The sequence below is a fragment of the Actinomadura macrotermitis genome (genome assembly GCF_009604375.1).
Taxonomy (GTDB): domain Bacteria; phylum Actinomycetota; class Actinomycetes; order Streptosporangiales; family Streptosporangiaceae; genus Spirillospora; species Spirillospora macrotermitis.
The window spans coordinates 2,338,459-2,351,221 of the sequence record NZ_WEGH01000001.1; the positions used below are offsets into that span (position 1 = coordinate 2,338,459).

At 74.2% G+C, this 12,763-nt stretch carries 14 protein-coding genes, 1 tRNA gene and 1 pseudogene; 5 read left to right on the plus strand and 11 right to left on the minus strand.

Going from position 1 to position 12,763, the window contains the following annotated elements:
* Window positions 1–183: 183 nt before the first annotated feature.
* From ACRB68_RS10690 to ACRB68_RS10720, 7 genes are all read right to left on the minus strand, one after another.
* Window positions 184–260 (minus strand) — tRNA-Ala (locus ACRB68_RS10690).
* A 58-nt stretch (window positions 261–318) separates the two neighbouring features.
* On the minus strand, window positions 319–870 hold the full coding sequence (sepX, locus tag ACRB68_RS10695; protein ID WP_328594011.1) for a divisome protein SepX/GlpR: 552 nt from the start codon (window positions 868–870) through the stop codon (window positions 319–321).
* A 229-nt stretch (window positions 871–1,099) separates the two neighbouring features.
* A complete protein-coding gene (locus ACRB68_RS10700) occupies window positions 1,100–1,717 on the minus strand; it encodes a GNAT family N-acetyltransferase (protein WP_153532540.1) in 618 nt (205 codons plus the stop codon).
* A gap of 45 nt (window positions 1,718–1,762) precedes the next feature.
* Complete coding sequence (locus tag ACRB68_RS10705) at window positions 1,763–2,632, minus strand: class II fructose-bisphosphate aldolase (protein WP_153531920.1); 870 nt, start codon at window positions 2,630–2,632, stop codon at window positions 1,763–1,765.
* Window positions 2,620–3,132: a PfkB family carbohydrate kinase gene (locus ACRB68_RS10710; protein ID WP_153531921.1), complete on the minus strand. Its 513-nt coding sequence runs from the start codon at window positions 3,130–3,132 to the stop codon at window positions 2,620–2,622. The genes ACRB68_RS10705 and ACRB68_RS10710 overlap by 13 nt, the downstream gene beginning before the upstream one ends.
* The gene (gene nagA, locus ACRB68_RS10715; RefSeq protein ID WP_153531922.1) at window positions 3,129–4,235 is read right to left on the minus strand and encodes an N-acetylglucosamine-6-phosphate deacetylase; all 1,107 of its coding nucleotides are present in this window, start codon (window positions 4,233–4,235) and stop codon (window positions 3,129–3,131) included. The genes ACRB68_RS10710 and nagA overlap by 4 nt, the downstream gene beginning before the upstream one ends.
* On the minus strand, window positions 4,232–5,110 hold the full coding sequence (locus ACRB68_RS10720; RefSeq protein ID WP_235958824.1) for an SIS domain-containing protein: 879 nt from the start codon (window positions 5,108–5,110) through the stop codon (window positions 4,232–4,234). The genes nagA and ACRB68_RS10720 overlap by 4 nt, the downstream gene beginning before the upstream one ends.
* Window positions 5,111–5,194: 84 nt before the next feature.
* Between ACRB68_RS10720 and ACRB68_RS10725 the strand changes: the two genes are divergently transcribed.
* Window positions 5,195–6,007 carry a DeoR/GlpR family DNA-binding transcription regulator gene (locus tag ACRB68_RS10725; protein WP_328594012.1) on the plus strand — a complete coding sequence of 271 codons (813 nt, stop codon included), beginning with the start codon at window positions 5,195–5,197 and terminating at the stop codon, window positions 6,005–6,007.
* 65 nt (window positions 6,008–6,072) lie between these two features.
* Here the strand turns inward: ACRB68_RS10725 and ACRB68_RS10730 are convergent, their stop codons facing one another.
* The 4 genes from ACRB68_RS10730 to galU are packed head-to-tail and all read right to left on the minus strand — an operon-like array spanning window position 6,073 to window position 9,224.
* Entirely contained in the window at window positions 6,073–6,558 is a 486-nt protein-coding gene (locus ACRB68_RS10730) for a MogA/MoaB family molybdenum cofactor biosynthesis protein (protein WP_235958825.1), read from the minus strand.
* An 8-nt stretch (window positions 6,559–6,566) separates the two neighbouring features.
* Window positions 6,567–7,070, minus strand: a complete 504-nt coding sequence (gene moaC / locus ACRB68_RS10735; RefSeq protein WP_153531924.1) for a cyclic pyranopterin monophosphate synthase MoaC — start codon at window positions 7,068–7,070, stop codon at window positions 6,567–6,569.
* Window positions 7,067–8,275 carry a molybdotransferase-like divisome protein Glp gene (gene glp / locus ACRB68_RS10740; RefSeq protein ID WP_153531925.1) on the minus strand — a complete coding sequence of 403 codons (1,209 nt, stop codon included), beginning with the start codon at window positions 8,273–8,275 and terminating at the stop codon, window positions 7,067–7,069. The genes moaC and glp overlap by 4 nt, the downstream gene beginning before the upstream one ends.
* 40 nt (window positions 8,276–8,315) lie before the next feature.
* Entirely contained in the window at window positions 8,316–9,224 is a 909-nt protein-coding gene (gene galU / locus ACRB68_RS10745; protein ID WP_153531926.1) for a UTP--glucose-1-phosphate uridylyltransferase GalU, read from the minus strand.
* Window positions 9,225–9,257: 33 nt separating this feature from the next.
* Here galU and ACRB68_RS10750 point away from each other — a divergent pair, with 33 nt between their 5' ends.
* The 4 genes and pseudogenes from ACRB68_RS10750 to ACRB68_RS42950 all read left to right on the plus strand — a co-directional run.
* On the plus strand, window positions 9,258–9,839 hold the full coding sequence (locus ACRB68_RS10750; RefSeq protein WP_328594013.1) for a 5-formyltetrahydrofolate cyclo-ligase: 582 nt from the start codon (window positions 9,258–9,260) through the stop codon (window positions 9,837–9,839).
* Between the two features lie 32 nt (window positions 9,840–9,871).
* Window positions 9,872–10,861: an NAD(P)-dependent oxidoreductase gene (locus ACRB68_RS10755; RefSeq protein ID WP_153531927.1), complete on the plus strand. Its 990-nt coding sequence runs from the start codon at window positions 9,872–9,874 to the stop codon at window positions 10,859–10,861.
* A gap of 106 nt (window positions 10,862–10,967) precedes the next feature.
* Window positions 10,968–12,455, plus strand: coding sequence for a potassium/proton antiporter (locus ACRB68_RS10760; protein WP_328594014.1), 1,488 nt, complete (start codon window positions 10,968–10,970; stop codon window positions 12,453–12,455).
* 147 nt (window positions 12,456–12,602) lie between these two features.
* Window positions 12,603–12,713, plus strand: a pseudogene (locus ACRB68_RS42950) (FmdB family zinc ribbon protein); the annotation flags it as partial.
* Between the last annotated feature and the right edge of the window lie 50 nt (window positions 12,714–12,763).

A 12,763-nucleotide genomic window follows, 5' to 3' on the forward strand; every position in this document is an offset into this window, starting at 1 on the left:
GCCCGAGAACCCCATGCATCCGGAGTTGTCGAGGCGCTGGAGGTGGTCTGGAGTCCTTGTGGTGGCTGCGGGATGCGCTTCCAGTGTCATCTGGTGCTTCTCGGTCCTGATGACGACTGGGTGACAAACGATCAAGGGCCTGATCGGGGTGTCTCCCGATCAGGCCCTTGACCTATGTCTGCGTGGTGGAGCTGAGGGGATTTGAACCCCTGACCCCCTCGATGCGAACGAGGTGCGCTACCGGACTGCGCTACAGCCCCGCGGACTCCGTTAGATTAGCAAACTCTGGGGGGTGTTCGCGCCGTCGGTGGGAGCGGGTCACTCGCCGACCGCGCGGCGGTCGTCGGCGTACTGGTCGAACACCTCTTCCTCGGCGCGGGCGACGAGGTCGATGACCTCGGCCTGGGCGGCGGCAGCGGCCTCGGTGCGGGCGGCGGCAGCGGCCTGCTGGGCGGCCTCGCGGGCGCGTTCCTCGGCGGCGGCGCGGGCGCGCGCCGCGTCCATGCCGACGGCGACGCGCAGCAGCGCCAGGTGGCCCGTCAGCAGGAGGAGCGGCGGGATCGTGATCCACCAGGGGGCCAGGCCGGTGGGGACGACGGCGGCCGTGGTGAGCAGCAGGAGGGTCAGGCCCGCGGTGCGGCGGCGGCGCCGGGCGATGACGGTGGCGCGGCCCGGCCGGCGGGGTTCCGGGCGCTCCTCGTACTCCTCCGTCGGCGTCTCGTCGGGGACGGGCTCTTCGAGGGTGATCTCCTCGCGCTTGTGGATGAACCGGGAGACCCCGGACGCGTCGGTGTCGCGGCGCAGCCACATGGGTACGAGAACGACGGCCCAGACCGCGACGATGGCGAGGTAGAGGACGGCGCTGCTCACCGGATCACCGCCGTGGCACGGCGCGGACGCGGGCCGACTTTCGGCGCGCACACGTGCATTGGGAGCAGGGTCACGCCCCGCACGGTACGAGCCGGTGTCAGAGGTTGACGAGCATAAGGGGCGGTGTGTCGCGAGATCGATCTCGCGGTTACTCTCCGTTTGCCGAGTCTTCTCGACCGCAGGATTCTTACGGGCCGCGGGCGATCGGAGGCCGGCGCGGCCTCAACGGTCACGGTGACGACGATGAGCGCGGCCGCCCGGCCAGCCAGCGCGCGCGCAGCCCGCCGGGCACGTCCTCGACCGTGAGGGCGTAGCAGATGTGGTCGCGCCAGGCGCCGTCGATGTGCAGGTGGCGGCGGCGGACCCCTTCTTCGCGGAAGCCCAGTTTCTCCACGACGCGGCGGCTGGCGGCGTTCTCGGGCCGGATGTTGGCCTCGACGCGGTGCAGGCCCACGGCGAAGAAGCAGTGGTCGACGGCGAGCGCGACGGCGGTCGGGGTGACGCCCCGGCCGGCGACCTGCCGGTCGACCCAGTAGCCGATCTGGGCCGAGCGCGCCGAGCCCCACACGATCGCGCCGATGGTGAGCTGCCCGGCGAAGGCGCCGTCGTAGGTGATGACCCACGGCAGCGCGAGCCCCTGGCGGGCCTCGCGCCGCATGGTGTGCACCATGCCGAGGTAGGGGCCGAGGCCGCTGCGGAACAGCGGCGTCTCGGGGTTGGTGGGCTCCCAGGGCCGCAGCCAGTCGGCGTTGCGGACCCGCAGCTCCCGCCACGTCGCGGCGTCACGGTGCCGTAGCGGGCGCAGCCCGACCGGGCCCTCGGTCAGGGTGACCGGCCATCCCCGCATGCGTTCCACGGCTCCATGATTCCCTGGTCCGGCGCCCGGACGCCATCATTTGCCGTCCACATCTTGGTCTGGGCCGTCCTGACCTGTGCGAAGGACGTCCAGCAGCCGGGCGACCTCGCCGGCGACGGCGGTGCGGCCGGGGCCGAGGTAGCGCCGGGGGTCGACCAGGGCGGGCGCGGCGGCGAGGGCGCGGCGGACCTCGGCGGTGAGGACCTCGTTGAGCCGGGTGGCGATATTGATCTTGGTCATGCCGTGGCCGACGGCGGCGGTGAGCGCGGCGTCGGGGACGCCCGAGGAGCCGTGCAGGACGAGCGGCACCGGCACGGCCCGCCGCAGTTCGGCGATCAGGCCGAGGTCCGGTACGGCGTCGCGGGTCAGCATGGCGTGCGAGGTGCCGACGGCGACGGCGAGCGCGTCCACGCCGGTGGCGGCGACGTAGGCGGCGGCGTCCGCCGGGTCGGTGCGGGCGCCGGGGGCATGCACGCCGTCCTTGCCGCCGACCTCGCCGAGCTCGGCCTCCACCCAGACGCCGCGCGCGTGGCACCAGGCGGCGATCTCGGCGGTCGCGGCCACGTTGTCGTCGTAGGGGAGGGGGGACGCGTCGAACATCACCGAGCCGACGCCGAGGTCCACGGCGGTGTGCACCAGGTCGGCGGAGGTCGCGTGGTCCAGGTGCACCGCGACCGGCACGGGCGCCTCGCGGGCGGCGGCGAGCGACGCGGCGATGACCGGGCCGGGCGACCCGTGGTAGCGCACGCAGTTCTCGCTGACCTGGAGGATGACCGGCGCGCGCGCTGCGGCGGCGCCCGCGACGATGGCGGTGGCGTGTTCGAGCTGAACGACGTTGAAGGCGCCGACGCCGCGTCCGGCTGCAGCAGCGGGGGCGACGATCTCGCCGGTCCCTACGAGGGGCATGGAACTCCTTGCACGGTGATCTCAGGGAGGATCCGGATATGGGTTCCGGCGTCGAAGTCGCCCGCCAGCGGGGCGCGGACGGCGGCGGCGGACAGCGCCACGGCCTGCCGGGCCTGCGACGACATGGACCGGTACCTGTCCAGGAACGAGTTCCACTCCGCGGGGGTGATCTCGGGGCCCGGCTCGTTGAAGACCGTCGCCTCGCCCGACGCGGTCGCCACGGCCGTCAGCGTCCGCCGCGACGACCCGGCGACGGGCGCGAAGGCGTGCCCGATCCCCGCCCGGTCCAGGTCGGCGCCGATCAGGTCGCCGGTGTCGCCGCCGAGCAGGCCGGTGGCGAGCACGTCGGCGCCGAGCGCGGTCAGCACCCGCGCGACGTTGACGCCCTTGCCGCCAGCCCGCCGCCGCACCGCGCGGACCCGGTTGGAGCCGCCCCAGGCGACGGCGTCCAGCTCGTAGGTCACGTCGAGGGCGGCGTTGAGCGTGACCGTCAGGATCATCGCCAGTGGCCGTTCTTCATCACCCGGGCGACCGCCAGGTCCTCCTCCAGCACGACCAGGTCGGCGGCCTTGCCCTCCTCCAGCGACCCGGTCCGGCCGGCCAGGCCGAGGACGCGCGCCGGGGTCAGCGCGGCGGCGCGGGCGGCCTGCTCGATGGGGACGCCGACGTCGCGGACCGCGCGGCGGAACGCGTCCGCCATGGTGATGGTGCTGCCCGCGATCGAGGTACCGCCGGCGAGCGTGGCCCGGCCGCCGCGCACCTGGACCTCCAGCACGCCGAGCCGGTAGTCGCCGTCGCCCATGCCCGCCGCCGCCATGGCGTCGGTGACGAGCGCGACGCGGTCGGCGCCCGCCGCCTGGAAGGCCAGGTGGACCGTCTCGGCGGCCAGGTGCACCCCGTCGTTGATCAGCTCGACGGTGACGCGCGGGTCGGTGAGCGCGGCGGTGACCGGGCCGCCCTCGCGGTGGTGCAGCGGCCGCATGCCGTTGAACAGGTGCGTCGCGACGCGGGCGCCGGCGTCGAACGCGCTCCGGGTCACCGCGGCGGGCGCGTCGGTGTGCCCGACCGCCGCGACGACGCCCGCGGCGGCGGCCTCGGCGATCAGCTCCAGGGCGCCCGGCAGCTCCGGCGCCACCGTGATCATCCGCAGCCGGCCGCGGGCGCGCGCGAGCAGGTCGCCGAACTCGGCCGGGTCGGGCGCGCGCAGCAGCGCCGGGTCGTGCGCGCCGCACCGCGACGGCGCCAGGAACGGGCCTTCCAGGTGGATGCCCGCGATGACGTCGCCGAGGCCGGCGAGGACGGCCACGGCCGCGCGCAGCTCGGCCGGGTCGCCCGTCACCAGGCTCGCCATCGTGGTCGTCGTGCCGTGCGCGAGGTGGAACTCCGCGGCTCGCCGCGCCTCGGCGGGGTCGGCGCTCTGGTAGGAGGCGCCGGCGCCGCCGTGCACGTGCAGGTCGACGAAGCCGGGCACGACGTACCGGCCGCCGAGGTCGATGTCCGGCGTTTCGTCCGTCAGCGCGGCGATCAGGCCGTCCTCGACGCGCAGGCCGCCGCGCCGCACCCCGTCCGGCAGGACGAGGCGGGCGTTGCCGAGGACCGTCATGAGCCCGTGCCGAGGATCACCGACCGCGTCAGGTTGCGCGGGTTGTCGGGGTCGGCGCCGCGGGCGCGGCCCAGCCGGACGGCCAGCCGCTGCACCCGGATCAGCTCGGCGAGCGGGTCCAGGCCGCCGGTGACCATGGTGCCGCCGGCGGCCGCGACCTGGTCGGCCAGGCCGGCCGGCGGCTCGCCGAACATCCAGGTGACGCGGCCGGGGGCGGCGATGCTGATCGGCCCGTGCCGGTACTCCATCGCCGGGTAGGACTCGGTCCAGGCCCCGGCGGCCTCGCGCATCTTCAGCGCGGCCTCGTGGGCGAGGCCGACCGTCCAGCCCCGGCCGAGGAAAGTGTACTGCTCGGCGTCGTCCGGCAGCGGCGCGGCGAGCGCGCGCTCGGCGTCGGCGACCGCCGCGGCGAGGTCCTCGCCGAGGTGCGCGCGCAGCAGGACGAGCTGGGTGGTGGCGAAGCGCGTCTGGACGACCGACCTCTCGTCGGCGTAGTCCAGCACGATCGTCTCGCCGGCCAGCTCGCGCACCGGCGTCGCGGGGTCGGCGGTGATCGCGACGGTCGGGATCCGGCCGCGGACGTGCCGCAGCGCGTCCAGGACCTCGGTGGTGGTGCCCGACCGGGTCAGCGCGAGGAGCCGGTCGTAGGGCCGGTCCAGCGGGGCCTCCGACGCCGCGAACGCGTCGGTCTCCCCGTGTCCGGCGGCCTCGCGCAGCGCGGCGTAGCACTGCGCGGCGAACCACGAGGTGCCGCAGCCGACGACCGCGACCCGCTCCCCCGGCCGCGGCAGCGCCGCGGCGGCCCCGGCGGCCGATCCGGCGGCGCGGCGCCAGGCCGCCGGCTGGTCGGCGATCTCCGCTTCGGTGTGCCCCACTGCACCCTCCTTTGCTCATTAGTGCTTGATTTATAGCAATACCCTCCATAAAGGAACAAGGGCGCGCAGGGCTAGAATCGTGGCGTGACCGTGGTGAACAAGGGGGCCGGGCTGACCCGGCACGAGCGCTGGAACGCACTGCTCGAGCTGCTCTCGGGCGCCGGCCAGCTGACCGTCGAGGAGGCCGCGGCCCGGATGGCCGTCTCGGCGGCCACCATCCGGCGCGACTTCGACCAGCTCGCCCAGCAGCAGATGCTCACCCGCACCCGCGGCGGGGCGGTGGCGCAGAGCGTCAGCTACGACCTGCCGCTCCGCTACAAGAGCGCCCGGCACGCCTCGGAGAAGCAGCGCATCGCCGCCGCGACGGCCGAGCTGGCCCGGCCCGGGTCGATCATCGGGCTGAACGGCGGCACCACCACCTCCGAGGTGGCCCGGGTGCTGGCCACCCGCGCCGACCTGCACGCCGAGGGCGGCGCGCCCGCGCTGACGATCGTCACCAACGCCCTCAACATCGGCAACGAGCTGGCCGTCCGCCCGCACGTGAAGATCGTGCTGACCGGCGGGGTGCCGCGCCCGCAGTCCTACGAGCTGACCGGGCCCCTGGCCACCTGCATCTTCGACCACGTGACGCTGGACGTGGCCGTGCTCGGCGTCAACGGCGTCGACGCCCGGCACGGCGCGACCTGCCACAACGAGGGCGAGGCCGACGTGAACCGGCTGATGGCCGAGCGGGCCGAGCGGGTCGTGGTCGTCGCCGACGGCTCCAAGGTCGGCCGCCGCGCCTTCGCCCGGATCTGCGACGTCGCGCGGATCGACGTGCTGGTCACCGACGGCACCGTGGCGCAGTCGGCGGTGGAGGAGTTCACCGACGCCGGCGTCCAGGTCATCCGCGCCTGACCCCGGCGATCACGCAAAGCGGCGCGCGGAACCGCCCGTGAACGCGCAGGAACGAGCGCGCGAACTCACAGTTCCACGCCGTCGTCGGGACGCGGGTGGTCGCCGCCGCCGATCTGGTCGACCGCGTGCCGCAGCACCGGCGTGAGGACCTCCATGCCGTCGCGCACCCCGCCCGTCGACCCCGGCAGGTTCACGATCAGCGTGCGGCCCGCGACGCCCGCGACGCCGCGCGACAGGATCGAGGTCGGCACCGCCGCGCGCCCCTGCAGCCGGATCGCCTCGGCGATGCCGGGGATCTCCCGGTCCAGCAGCGGCCGGGTCCGCTCGGGCGTCTCGTCCATCGGGGTGAGGCCGGTGCCGCCGCTGGTGACGACCACGTCGTAGCCCGAGGCCACCGCGTCGCGCAGCACCTCGGTGACGGGCGCGCCGTCGGGGACGACGACCGGCCCGTCGACCTGGCAGCCGGCGTCCTCCAGCAGCTCCACCAGGACCGGCCCGGAGGTGTCGGCGTAGACGCCGGCCGCGGCGCGGTTGGAGACGGTCACGGCCATCGCGCGGATCATCGGTCCCCCTCCGGGCGGCGCCACACGCCGGTCTTGCCGCCGATCTTCTCCTCCACCCGCACGTCGGTGATCACCGCGGCGGGGTCCAGCGCCTTCACCATGTCGATCAGCGCGAGCGCGGCGACGGTGACCGAGGTCAGCGCCTCCATCTCCACGCCGGTGCGGTCCGCGGTGCGGGTGACGGCGCGGATCGCCACGCCCTCGTCGCGCACCTCCAGGTCCACCGTGACGCCGTGCAGCGCGATCGGGTGGCACAGCGGGACCAGGTCCGGAGTGCGCTTGGCCCCCATGATCCCGGCGATCCGGGCGACCGACAGCGCGTCGCCCTTCGGCACCTCGCCGGCCCGCAGCGCGGCCACGCACGCGGCCGACAGCCGGACCAGGCCGGTGGCGGTGGCCGAGCGGGCGACGGCGTCCTTGGCGGACACGTCCACCATGCGCGCCGCGCCCTTGTCGTCCAGATGGCTGAACTCGGCGAACTCCGAACCGGTGGCGCTCATGACGGCAACCTCATCACCTCGACGTGGGCGCCGGCGGCCATGGCCTCGACGCCGGCGGGCAGCACGATGATCGCGTCGGCGGCCGCCAGCGAGGCCAGCTGGTGCGAGCCCTGCCCCTCGGCGGGGGTGACCCGGTAGCGGTCGCCGGCGAACTCCAAGCGCGCGCGCAGGTAGTGCCGGATCCCGGCCGGGGAGCGCACCTCCTGCGTCAGCTGCGCGGTCACGGTGGGCAGCGGGTCGGGCGGCAGGCCCTGCATCGCGCGCAGGGCGGGCCGCACGAAGACCTGGAAGGAGATGTAGGCGCTGACCGGGTTGCCGGGCAGCGTGAAAACCGGCGTGCCCTGCAGCAGCCCGAACCCCTGCGGCTTGCCGGGGCGCATCGCCACCTTGTGGAACTGCACGGTCCCCTGGCCGGTCAGCACCTCCTTGACGACGTCGCGGGCGCCCATCGACACCCCGCCGGAGGTGACGACCGCGTCGGCCCGCGCGAGCTGGTCCTCCAGCGACCGCAGCACCTGGCCCGGGTCGTCGCCGACCGTGGTCTCCCGGTAGCCGACGCCGCCCGCCTCGGTCACCGCGGCGGTGAGCATGAAGCTGTTGGAGTCCCAGATCTGGCCGGGCGCGAGCTCCTCGCCGGGCTCGCGCAGCTCGCTGCCGGTCGACAGCACCACCACGCGCGGCCGCGGCCGCACCAGCGCGCGGGGCCGGCCGACGGCGGCGAGCATGCCCAGCTGCGCGGCGCCGAGCCGGGTGCCCGGCGCGGCGACGATCTGCCCGGCCAGCACGTCCTCGCCCGCCCGGCGGATGTAGTGGCCCGGCGGCGCCGGGCGGGTGATCCGCACCGTCGCGGTGCCGCCGTCGGTCCACTCGACCGGGACGACCGCGTCGGCGCCCGCCGGCAGCGGCGCCCCGGTCATGATCCGCGCGGTCAGGCCGGGCCGGATCGCCGACACGCCCGCGTCGCCCGCGGCGATGTCGCCGATCACCGGCAGCACCGCGGGCGCGGCCTCGGTGGCGGCCGCGATGTCGGCGGCGACGACGGCGTAGCCGTCCATCGCCGAGTTGTCGAACGGCGGCAGCGGCACCGGCGCGGCGACGGGCTCGGCGAGGACCGCGCCCTCGGCCTCCAGCAGCGCCAGCTCCAGCGGCGCCAGCACCGGCACGCTCTTCAGGATGTCCGCGAGATGCTCGTCGACCGTTCTCATGCCCACGTTCCCCCCGTGCGACGGCTCGTCCGGCGGCCGGTCACGCGCCGTCGTGCGTGCGGACGAACTCGCGCAGCCACGGCATGAACTCGCCCGCCAGGTCCTCGCGCTCGGAGGCGAACTGCACCACGGTGCGCAGGTACTCCAGCTTGTTGCCGGTGTCGTAGCGGCGGCCCCGGAACTTCACCCCGTACACGCCGCCGCCCTGGTCGGCGGGCATGTCGGCGAGGGTGCGCAGCGCGTCGGTCAGCTGGATCTCGCCGCCGCGGCCGGGCGGGGTCTTCTCCAGCACGTCGAACACCTCGGGGGCGCACACGTAGCGGCCGATGATGATCCAGTTGCTGGGCGCCTCGTCGACGGCCGGCTTCTCCACCAGGTCGGTGATCCGCACGACGTCGTCCTCGTCCGTGCCCTCGATGGCCGCGCAGCCGTAGGACGACACCTGGTCGGGCTCGACCTCCATCAGCGCCACCACGCTGCCGCCGTACCGGCCGCGCACCTCGATCATGCGCTTGAGCAGGTCGTCGCGGGCGTCGATCATGTCGTCGCCGAGCAGCACCGCGAACGGCTCGCGGCCCACGTGCTGGCGCGCGCAGTACACCGCGTGGCCGAGGCCGCGCGGCTCGCCCTGCCGGACGTAGTGCATGATCGCCAGGTCGGCCGACTCGCGCACCGCGGCCAGCCGCTCGGTGTCCCCCTTGGCGTCCAGGGTCTCCTCGAGCTCGTAGGCGCGGTCGAAGTGGTCCTCGATGGAGCGCTTGTTCCGTCCGGTGATCATCAGGACGTCGGTGAGCCCCGCGTCCACCGCCTCCTCGACGACATACTGGATCGCGGGCTTGTCGACGATCGGGAGCATTTCCTTGGGCGTCGCCTTGGTGGCGGGCAAGAATCGGGTACCGAGGCCCGCCGCGGGGACGACGGCCTTGAGTACTGGTGCGTGATCGGCCATGTAGAGACCCTAGTCACCCCTGAGGACTCCAGCGTGCACGACATCCTTTCGAAGTCCATGATGCGGTCACGGCTGCTCAGCGCGCGCGCCGCCCTGGGCGCGGACACCCGCGCGGCGGCGGCGCGCTCCATGCGCGATGAGCTGCTGGCGGTCCCCGAAGTGGAGATGGGCGGGACGATCGCGGCCTACGTCTCCATCGGGGACGAGCCCGACACCCGCAGCCTGCTGTTCGCCCTGTGGAAGCGCGGCGCTTACGTGCTGCTCCCCCTGCTGCTACCCGACGGCGACCTGGACTGGGCGTCCTACGAGGGCCCCGACTCCCTGGCGCCCGGCCCGCGCGGCCTGCTGCAGCCGACCGAGAAGCCGCGCGGGCCCGGCGCCGTCGCGAGCGCCGACGTGGTGCTCGTCCCGGCGGTCGCGGTGGACCGCACCGGCATGCGCCTCGGCCGCGGCGGCGGCTCCTACGACCGGGCCCTCGCCCGGGTCGGCCCGGCGATCCTGACCGTCGCGCCGGTCTACGACGCCGAGCTGGTCGACGTGCTCCCGGCCGAGCCGCACGATCAGCGGGTACGTGCCGCGCTGACCCCTTCGCAGGGCTTGGTACGGTTCGCCTGACCCCCCTCGATCCCCTTTAGGGAGGCAGGCCGATGACCCCGACGTGGCGGATGCTCGCCCTGCCGCCCTTGGACGAAGGCCTGGTACGCGGGCTGTTCGAGCCGCTCGGCGACGAGCTGGAAGTGGTCTTCCCCGCCTCCCGCGACCGCGCCGGGCTGCACGCCGCGCTGGCGGACGCCGACCTGGTCGTCAGCGACTTCACCGGCGAGCTGGCGCTGGACGCCGCCGCCGTCGCCGCCGCGCCCCGCCTGGCGTTCGTGCAGACGCCGGGCGTCGGCACCGACACCGTCGACACCGGCGCGCTGGCGGCGGCAGGGGTGCCGGTCGCCAACACCGCGGGCTCCAACGCCCGCGCGGTCGCCGAGTGGGCCGTCGGCGCGGCGTTCGCGCTCTGCCGGCACCTGGCCTGGAGCGACCGCGCCGTGCGCGCCGGCGGGTGGCCGCAGCTGGAGATCCTGGCGCGCGGCACCCGCGAACTGCACACCCAGCGCGTCGGCATCGTCGGATACGGCGCGATCGGCGCCGAGGCCGCCCGGCTGTTCACCGCGCTCGGCGCGCCCGTCTCGTACTGGACGCGGCGGCCCCGTCCGGACGCCGTCGCGGTATACCGCGAGCTCGACGACCTGCTCGCCGGCTCCGATCTGCTCGTCCTGGCGCTGCCGCTGACTCCCGAGACGCGCGGGCTCATCGGCGCCGAGCGCCTGGCGCTGCTGCCGCAGGGCGCGCTGCTGGTGAACGTGGCGCGCGGCGGCATCGCCCCGGACGCCGACGTGCTGGCGGCGCTGGAGTCGGGCCGGCTCGCGGGCGCGGCCCTGGACGTCTTCGAGTCCGAACCGCTGGAGCCGGACCACCCCCTGCGCGCGCACGAGAACGTGCTGCTGTCCCCGCATACCGCGGGCGGCACCGGGCAGGCACAGCTGAACATGGTCGCGGCGATGCGCGACAACATCGCGGCGGTGCTGGCCGGGAAACCGGTCGTCAACGTGGTGAACGGCGTGAATCCGCTGGTCGAACGCCACTGACCGCGGCCCTGACCGTCCCGATCGGTCACTGAAAGTATGAGTTCGGGCGCCGAATCTATAGGATCACTAAACGATCCCTTGCTCCCGACTCCATCCAAGGAGGGATGTGCGGCTCGAAACCTGGCTACTCCTCGGATCCATCCTCGTACTGTGCGCCATCGCCGCGGTGCGGCTGTCCCACCGGGCGGGTCTGCCGACCCTGCTCGCCTACATGGCCATCGGCCTGTTCATCGGCGAGGGCGGCCCGTTCCACGTCCGCTTCGAGAACTACCACCTCGCCGAGGTCCTCGGCATCGCCGCGCTCGTGCTGATCCTGGCCGAGGGCGGCATCACCACCGACTGGCGGCGCGTGCGCCCGTCGGTGCCGGCCGCCCTGTCGGTCTCCACCATCGGCACGCTCATCAGCATCGGCGTCGTCGCGGGCGCCGCCATGCTGCTGCTCGGCATGGACTGGCAACTGGCGTTCCTGCTGGCCGCCGTGCTCGCCCCGACCGACGCCGCCGCGGTGTTCTCGGTGCTGCGCCGACTGCCGCTGCCGTCCCGGCTGACCGGCCTGCTGGAGGCCGAGTCGGGGTTCAACGACGCCCCCGTGGTGATCATCGTGGTCACCCTCAGCGTCCCGCACGCGGCCGTGCCGAACCTGTTCGCGCTGTTCGGCGTGATGGTCTACGAGCTGATCGCGGGCGGCCTGATCGGCATCGCGATCGGCTGGGCCGGCGCCGGCGCGCTGCGCCGCATCGCGCTGCCCGCCTCCGGCCTCTACCCGATCGCGGTGCTGTCGATGATCGTCGGCTCCTACGGCGCCGCGGTCCACCTGCACGCCAGCGGCTTCCTCGCCGTCTACCTGAGCGCCCTCGTGCTCGGCAACTCCCGGCTGCCGCACGGGCCCGCCACCCGCGGCTTCACCGAGGGCGTCGCCTGGCTCGCCCAGATCGGGCTGTTCGTGATGCTCGGCCTGCTCGCCTCCCCCGACGAGCTGCCCGGGCAGCTGCTGCCCGCCCTCGTCATCGGCTTCGTGCTGCTGCTGATAGCCCGGCCCCTGTCGGTGGCGCTGTCCACGATCGGGTTCAAGATGTCCTGGGGCGAGAAGGCGTTCGCCTCCTGGGCCGGGCTGCGCGGCGCGGTGCCGATCGTGCTGGCCACCATCCCCATGGTCAGCCACGTGCCCGGCGCCAGCAGGCTGTTCTCCATCGTGTTCGTCATCGTGGTGGTGTTCACCCTGCTGCAGGGGCCGACGCTGCCGCTGGTGGCGCGCTGGTGCCGGCTGAAGGGCGACGAGCGGGCCCGCGACCTCGGCGTGGAGGCCGCGCCGCTGGAGCAGCTGCACGCCGACCTGCTGGAGATCTCGGTGCCCCCCGACTCCCTGCTGAACGGCGTGGAGATCTTCGAGCTGCGGCTGCCGCAGGGCGCCTCGATCACGCTGGTGGTGCGCGACGGCGAGAGCTTCGTGCCGGGCCCGACCACCGCGCTGCGCGCGGGCGACACCCTGCTGGTGGTCACCACCGACCAGGTGCGCGAGGCCACCGAGCGGCGGCTGCGCGCCGTCAGCAGGCGCGGCAAGCTGGCCGGCTGGTTCGGCGAGTCCGGGGCCTGACCGTCGTCTCGTATCCTCGGGCCGGTGCGATCCGCCGGTCCGGGGGCGGGCGGCCCCGGGGAACAACGCCGGGGGCGCGAGCTGTTGCAGTTATCGGTACCATTAGCAGTCGTCTTGGAAGAGTGCCAGCCTGGGTCGTCCGGGCTGATGCAGCGAGGAGGAACCGTGCCGACGTATCAGTACGTTTGCACCGAGTGCGGCGAGCCTCTCGAGGTCGTGCAGAAGTTCAGCGACGACGCGCTGACCGAATGCCCGGCGTGCGAGGGCAAGCTGCGCAAGGTCTTCTCCGCGGCGGGGATCATCTTCAA

Excerpts from the sequence above, each read along its gene's own strand:
- ACRB68_RS10700 (WP_153532540.1), bottom strand. The coding sequence starts at position 1,717 with ATGCGGGGATGGCCGGTCACCCTGACCGAGGGCCCGGTCGGGCTGCGC.
- ACRB68_RS10705 (WP_153531920.1), bottom strand. The coding sequence starts at position 2,632 with ATGCCCCTCGTAGGGACCGGCGAGATCGTCGCCCCCGCTGCTGCAGCC.
- ACRB68_RS10710 (WP_153531921.1), bottom strand. The coding sequence starts at position 3,132 with ATGATCCTGACGGTCACGCTCAACGCCGCCCTCGACGTGACCTACGAG.
- nagA (WP_153531922.1), bottom strand. The coding sequence starts at position 4,235 with ATGACGGTCCTCGGCAACGCCCGCCTCGTCCTGCCGGACGGGGTGCGG.
- ACRB68_RS10730 (WP_235958825.1), bottom strand. The coding sequence starts at position 6,558 with ATGGCCGTGACCGTCTCCAACCGCGCCGCGGCCGGCGTCTACGCCGAC.
- moaC (WP_153531924.1), bottom strand. The coding sequence starts at position 7,070 with ATGAGCGCCACCGGTTCGGAGTTCGCCGAGTTCAGCCATCTGGACGAC.
- glp (WP_153531925.1), bottom strand. The coding sequence starts at position 8,275 with ATGAGAACGGTCGACGAGCATCTCGCGGACATCCTGAAGAGCGTGCCG.
- galU (WP_153531926.1), bottom strand. The coding sequence starts at position 9,224 with ATGGCCGATCACGCACCAGTACTCAAGGCCGTCGTCCCCGCGGCGGGC.
- ACRB68_RS10755 (WP_153531927.1), top strand. The coding sequence starts at position 9,872 with ATGACCCCGACGTGGCGGATGCTCGCCCTGCCGCCCTTGGACGAAGGC.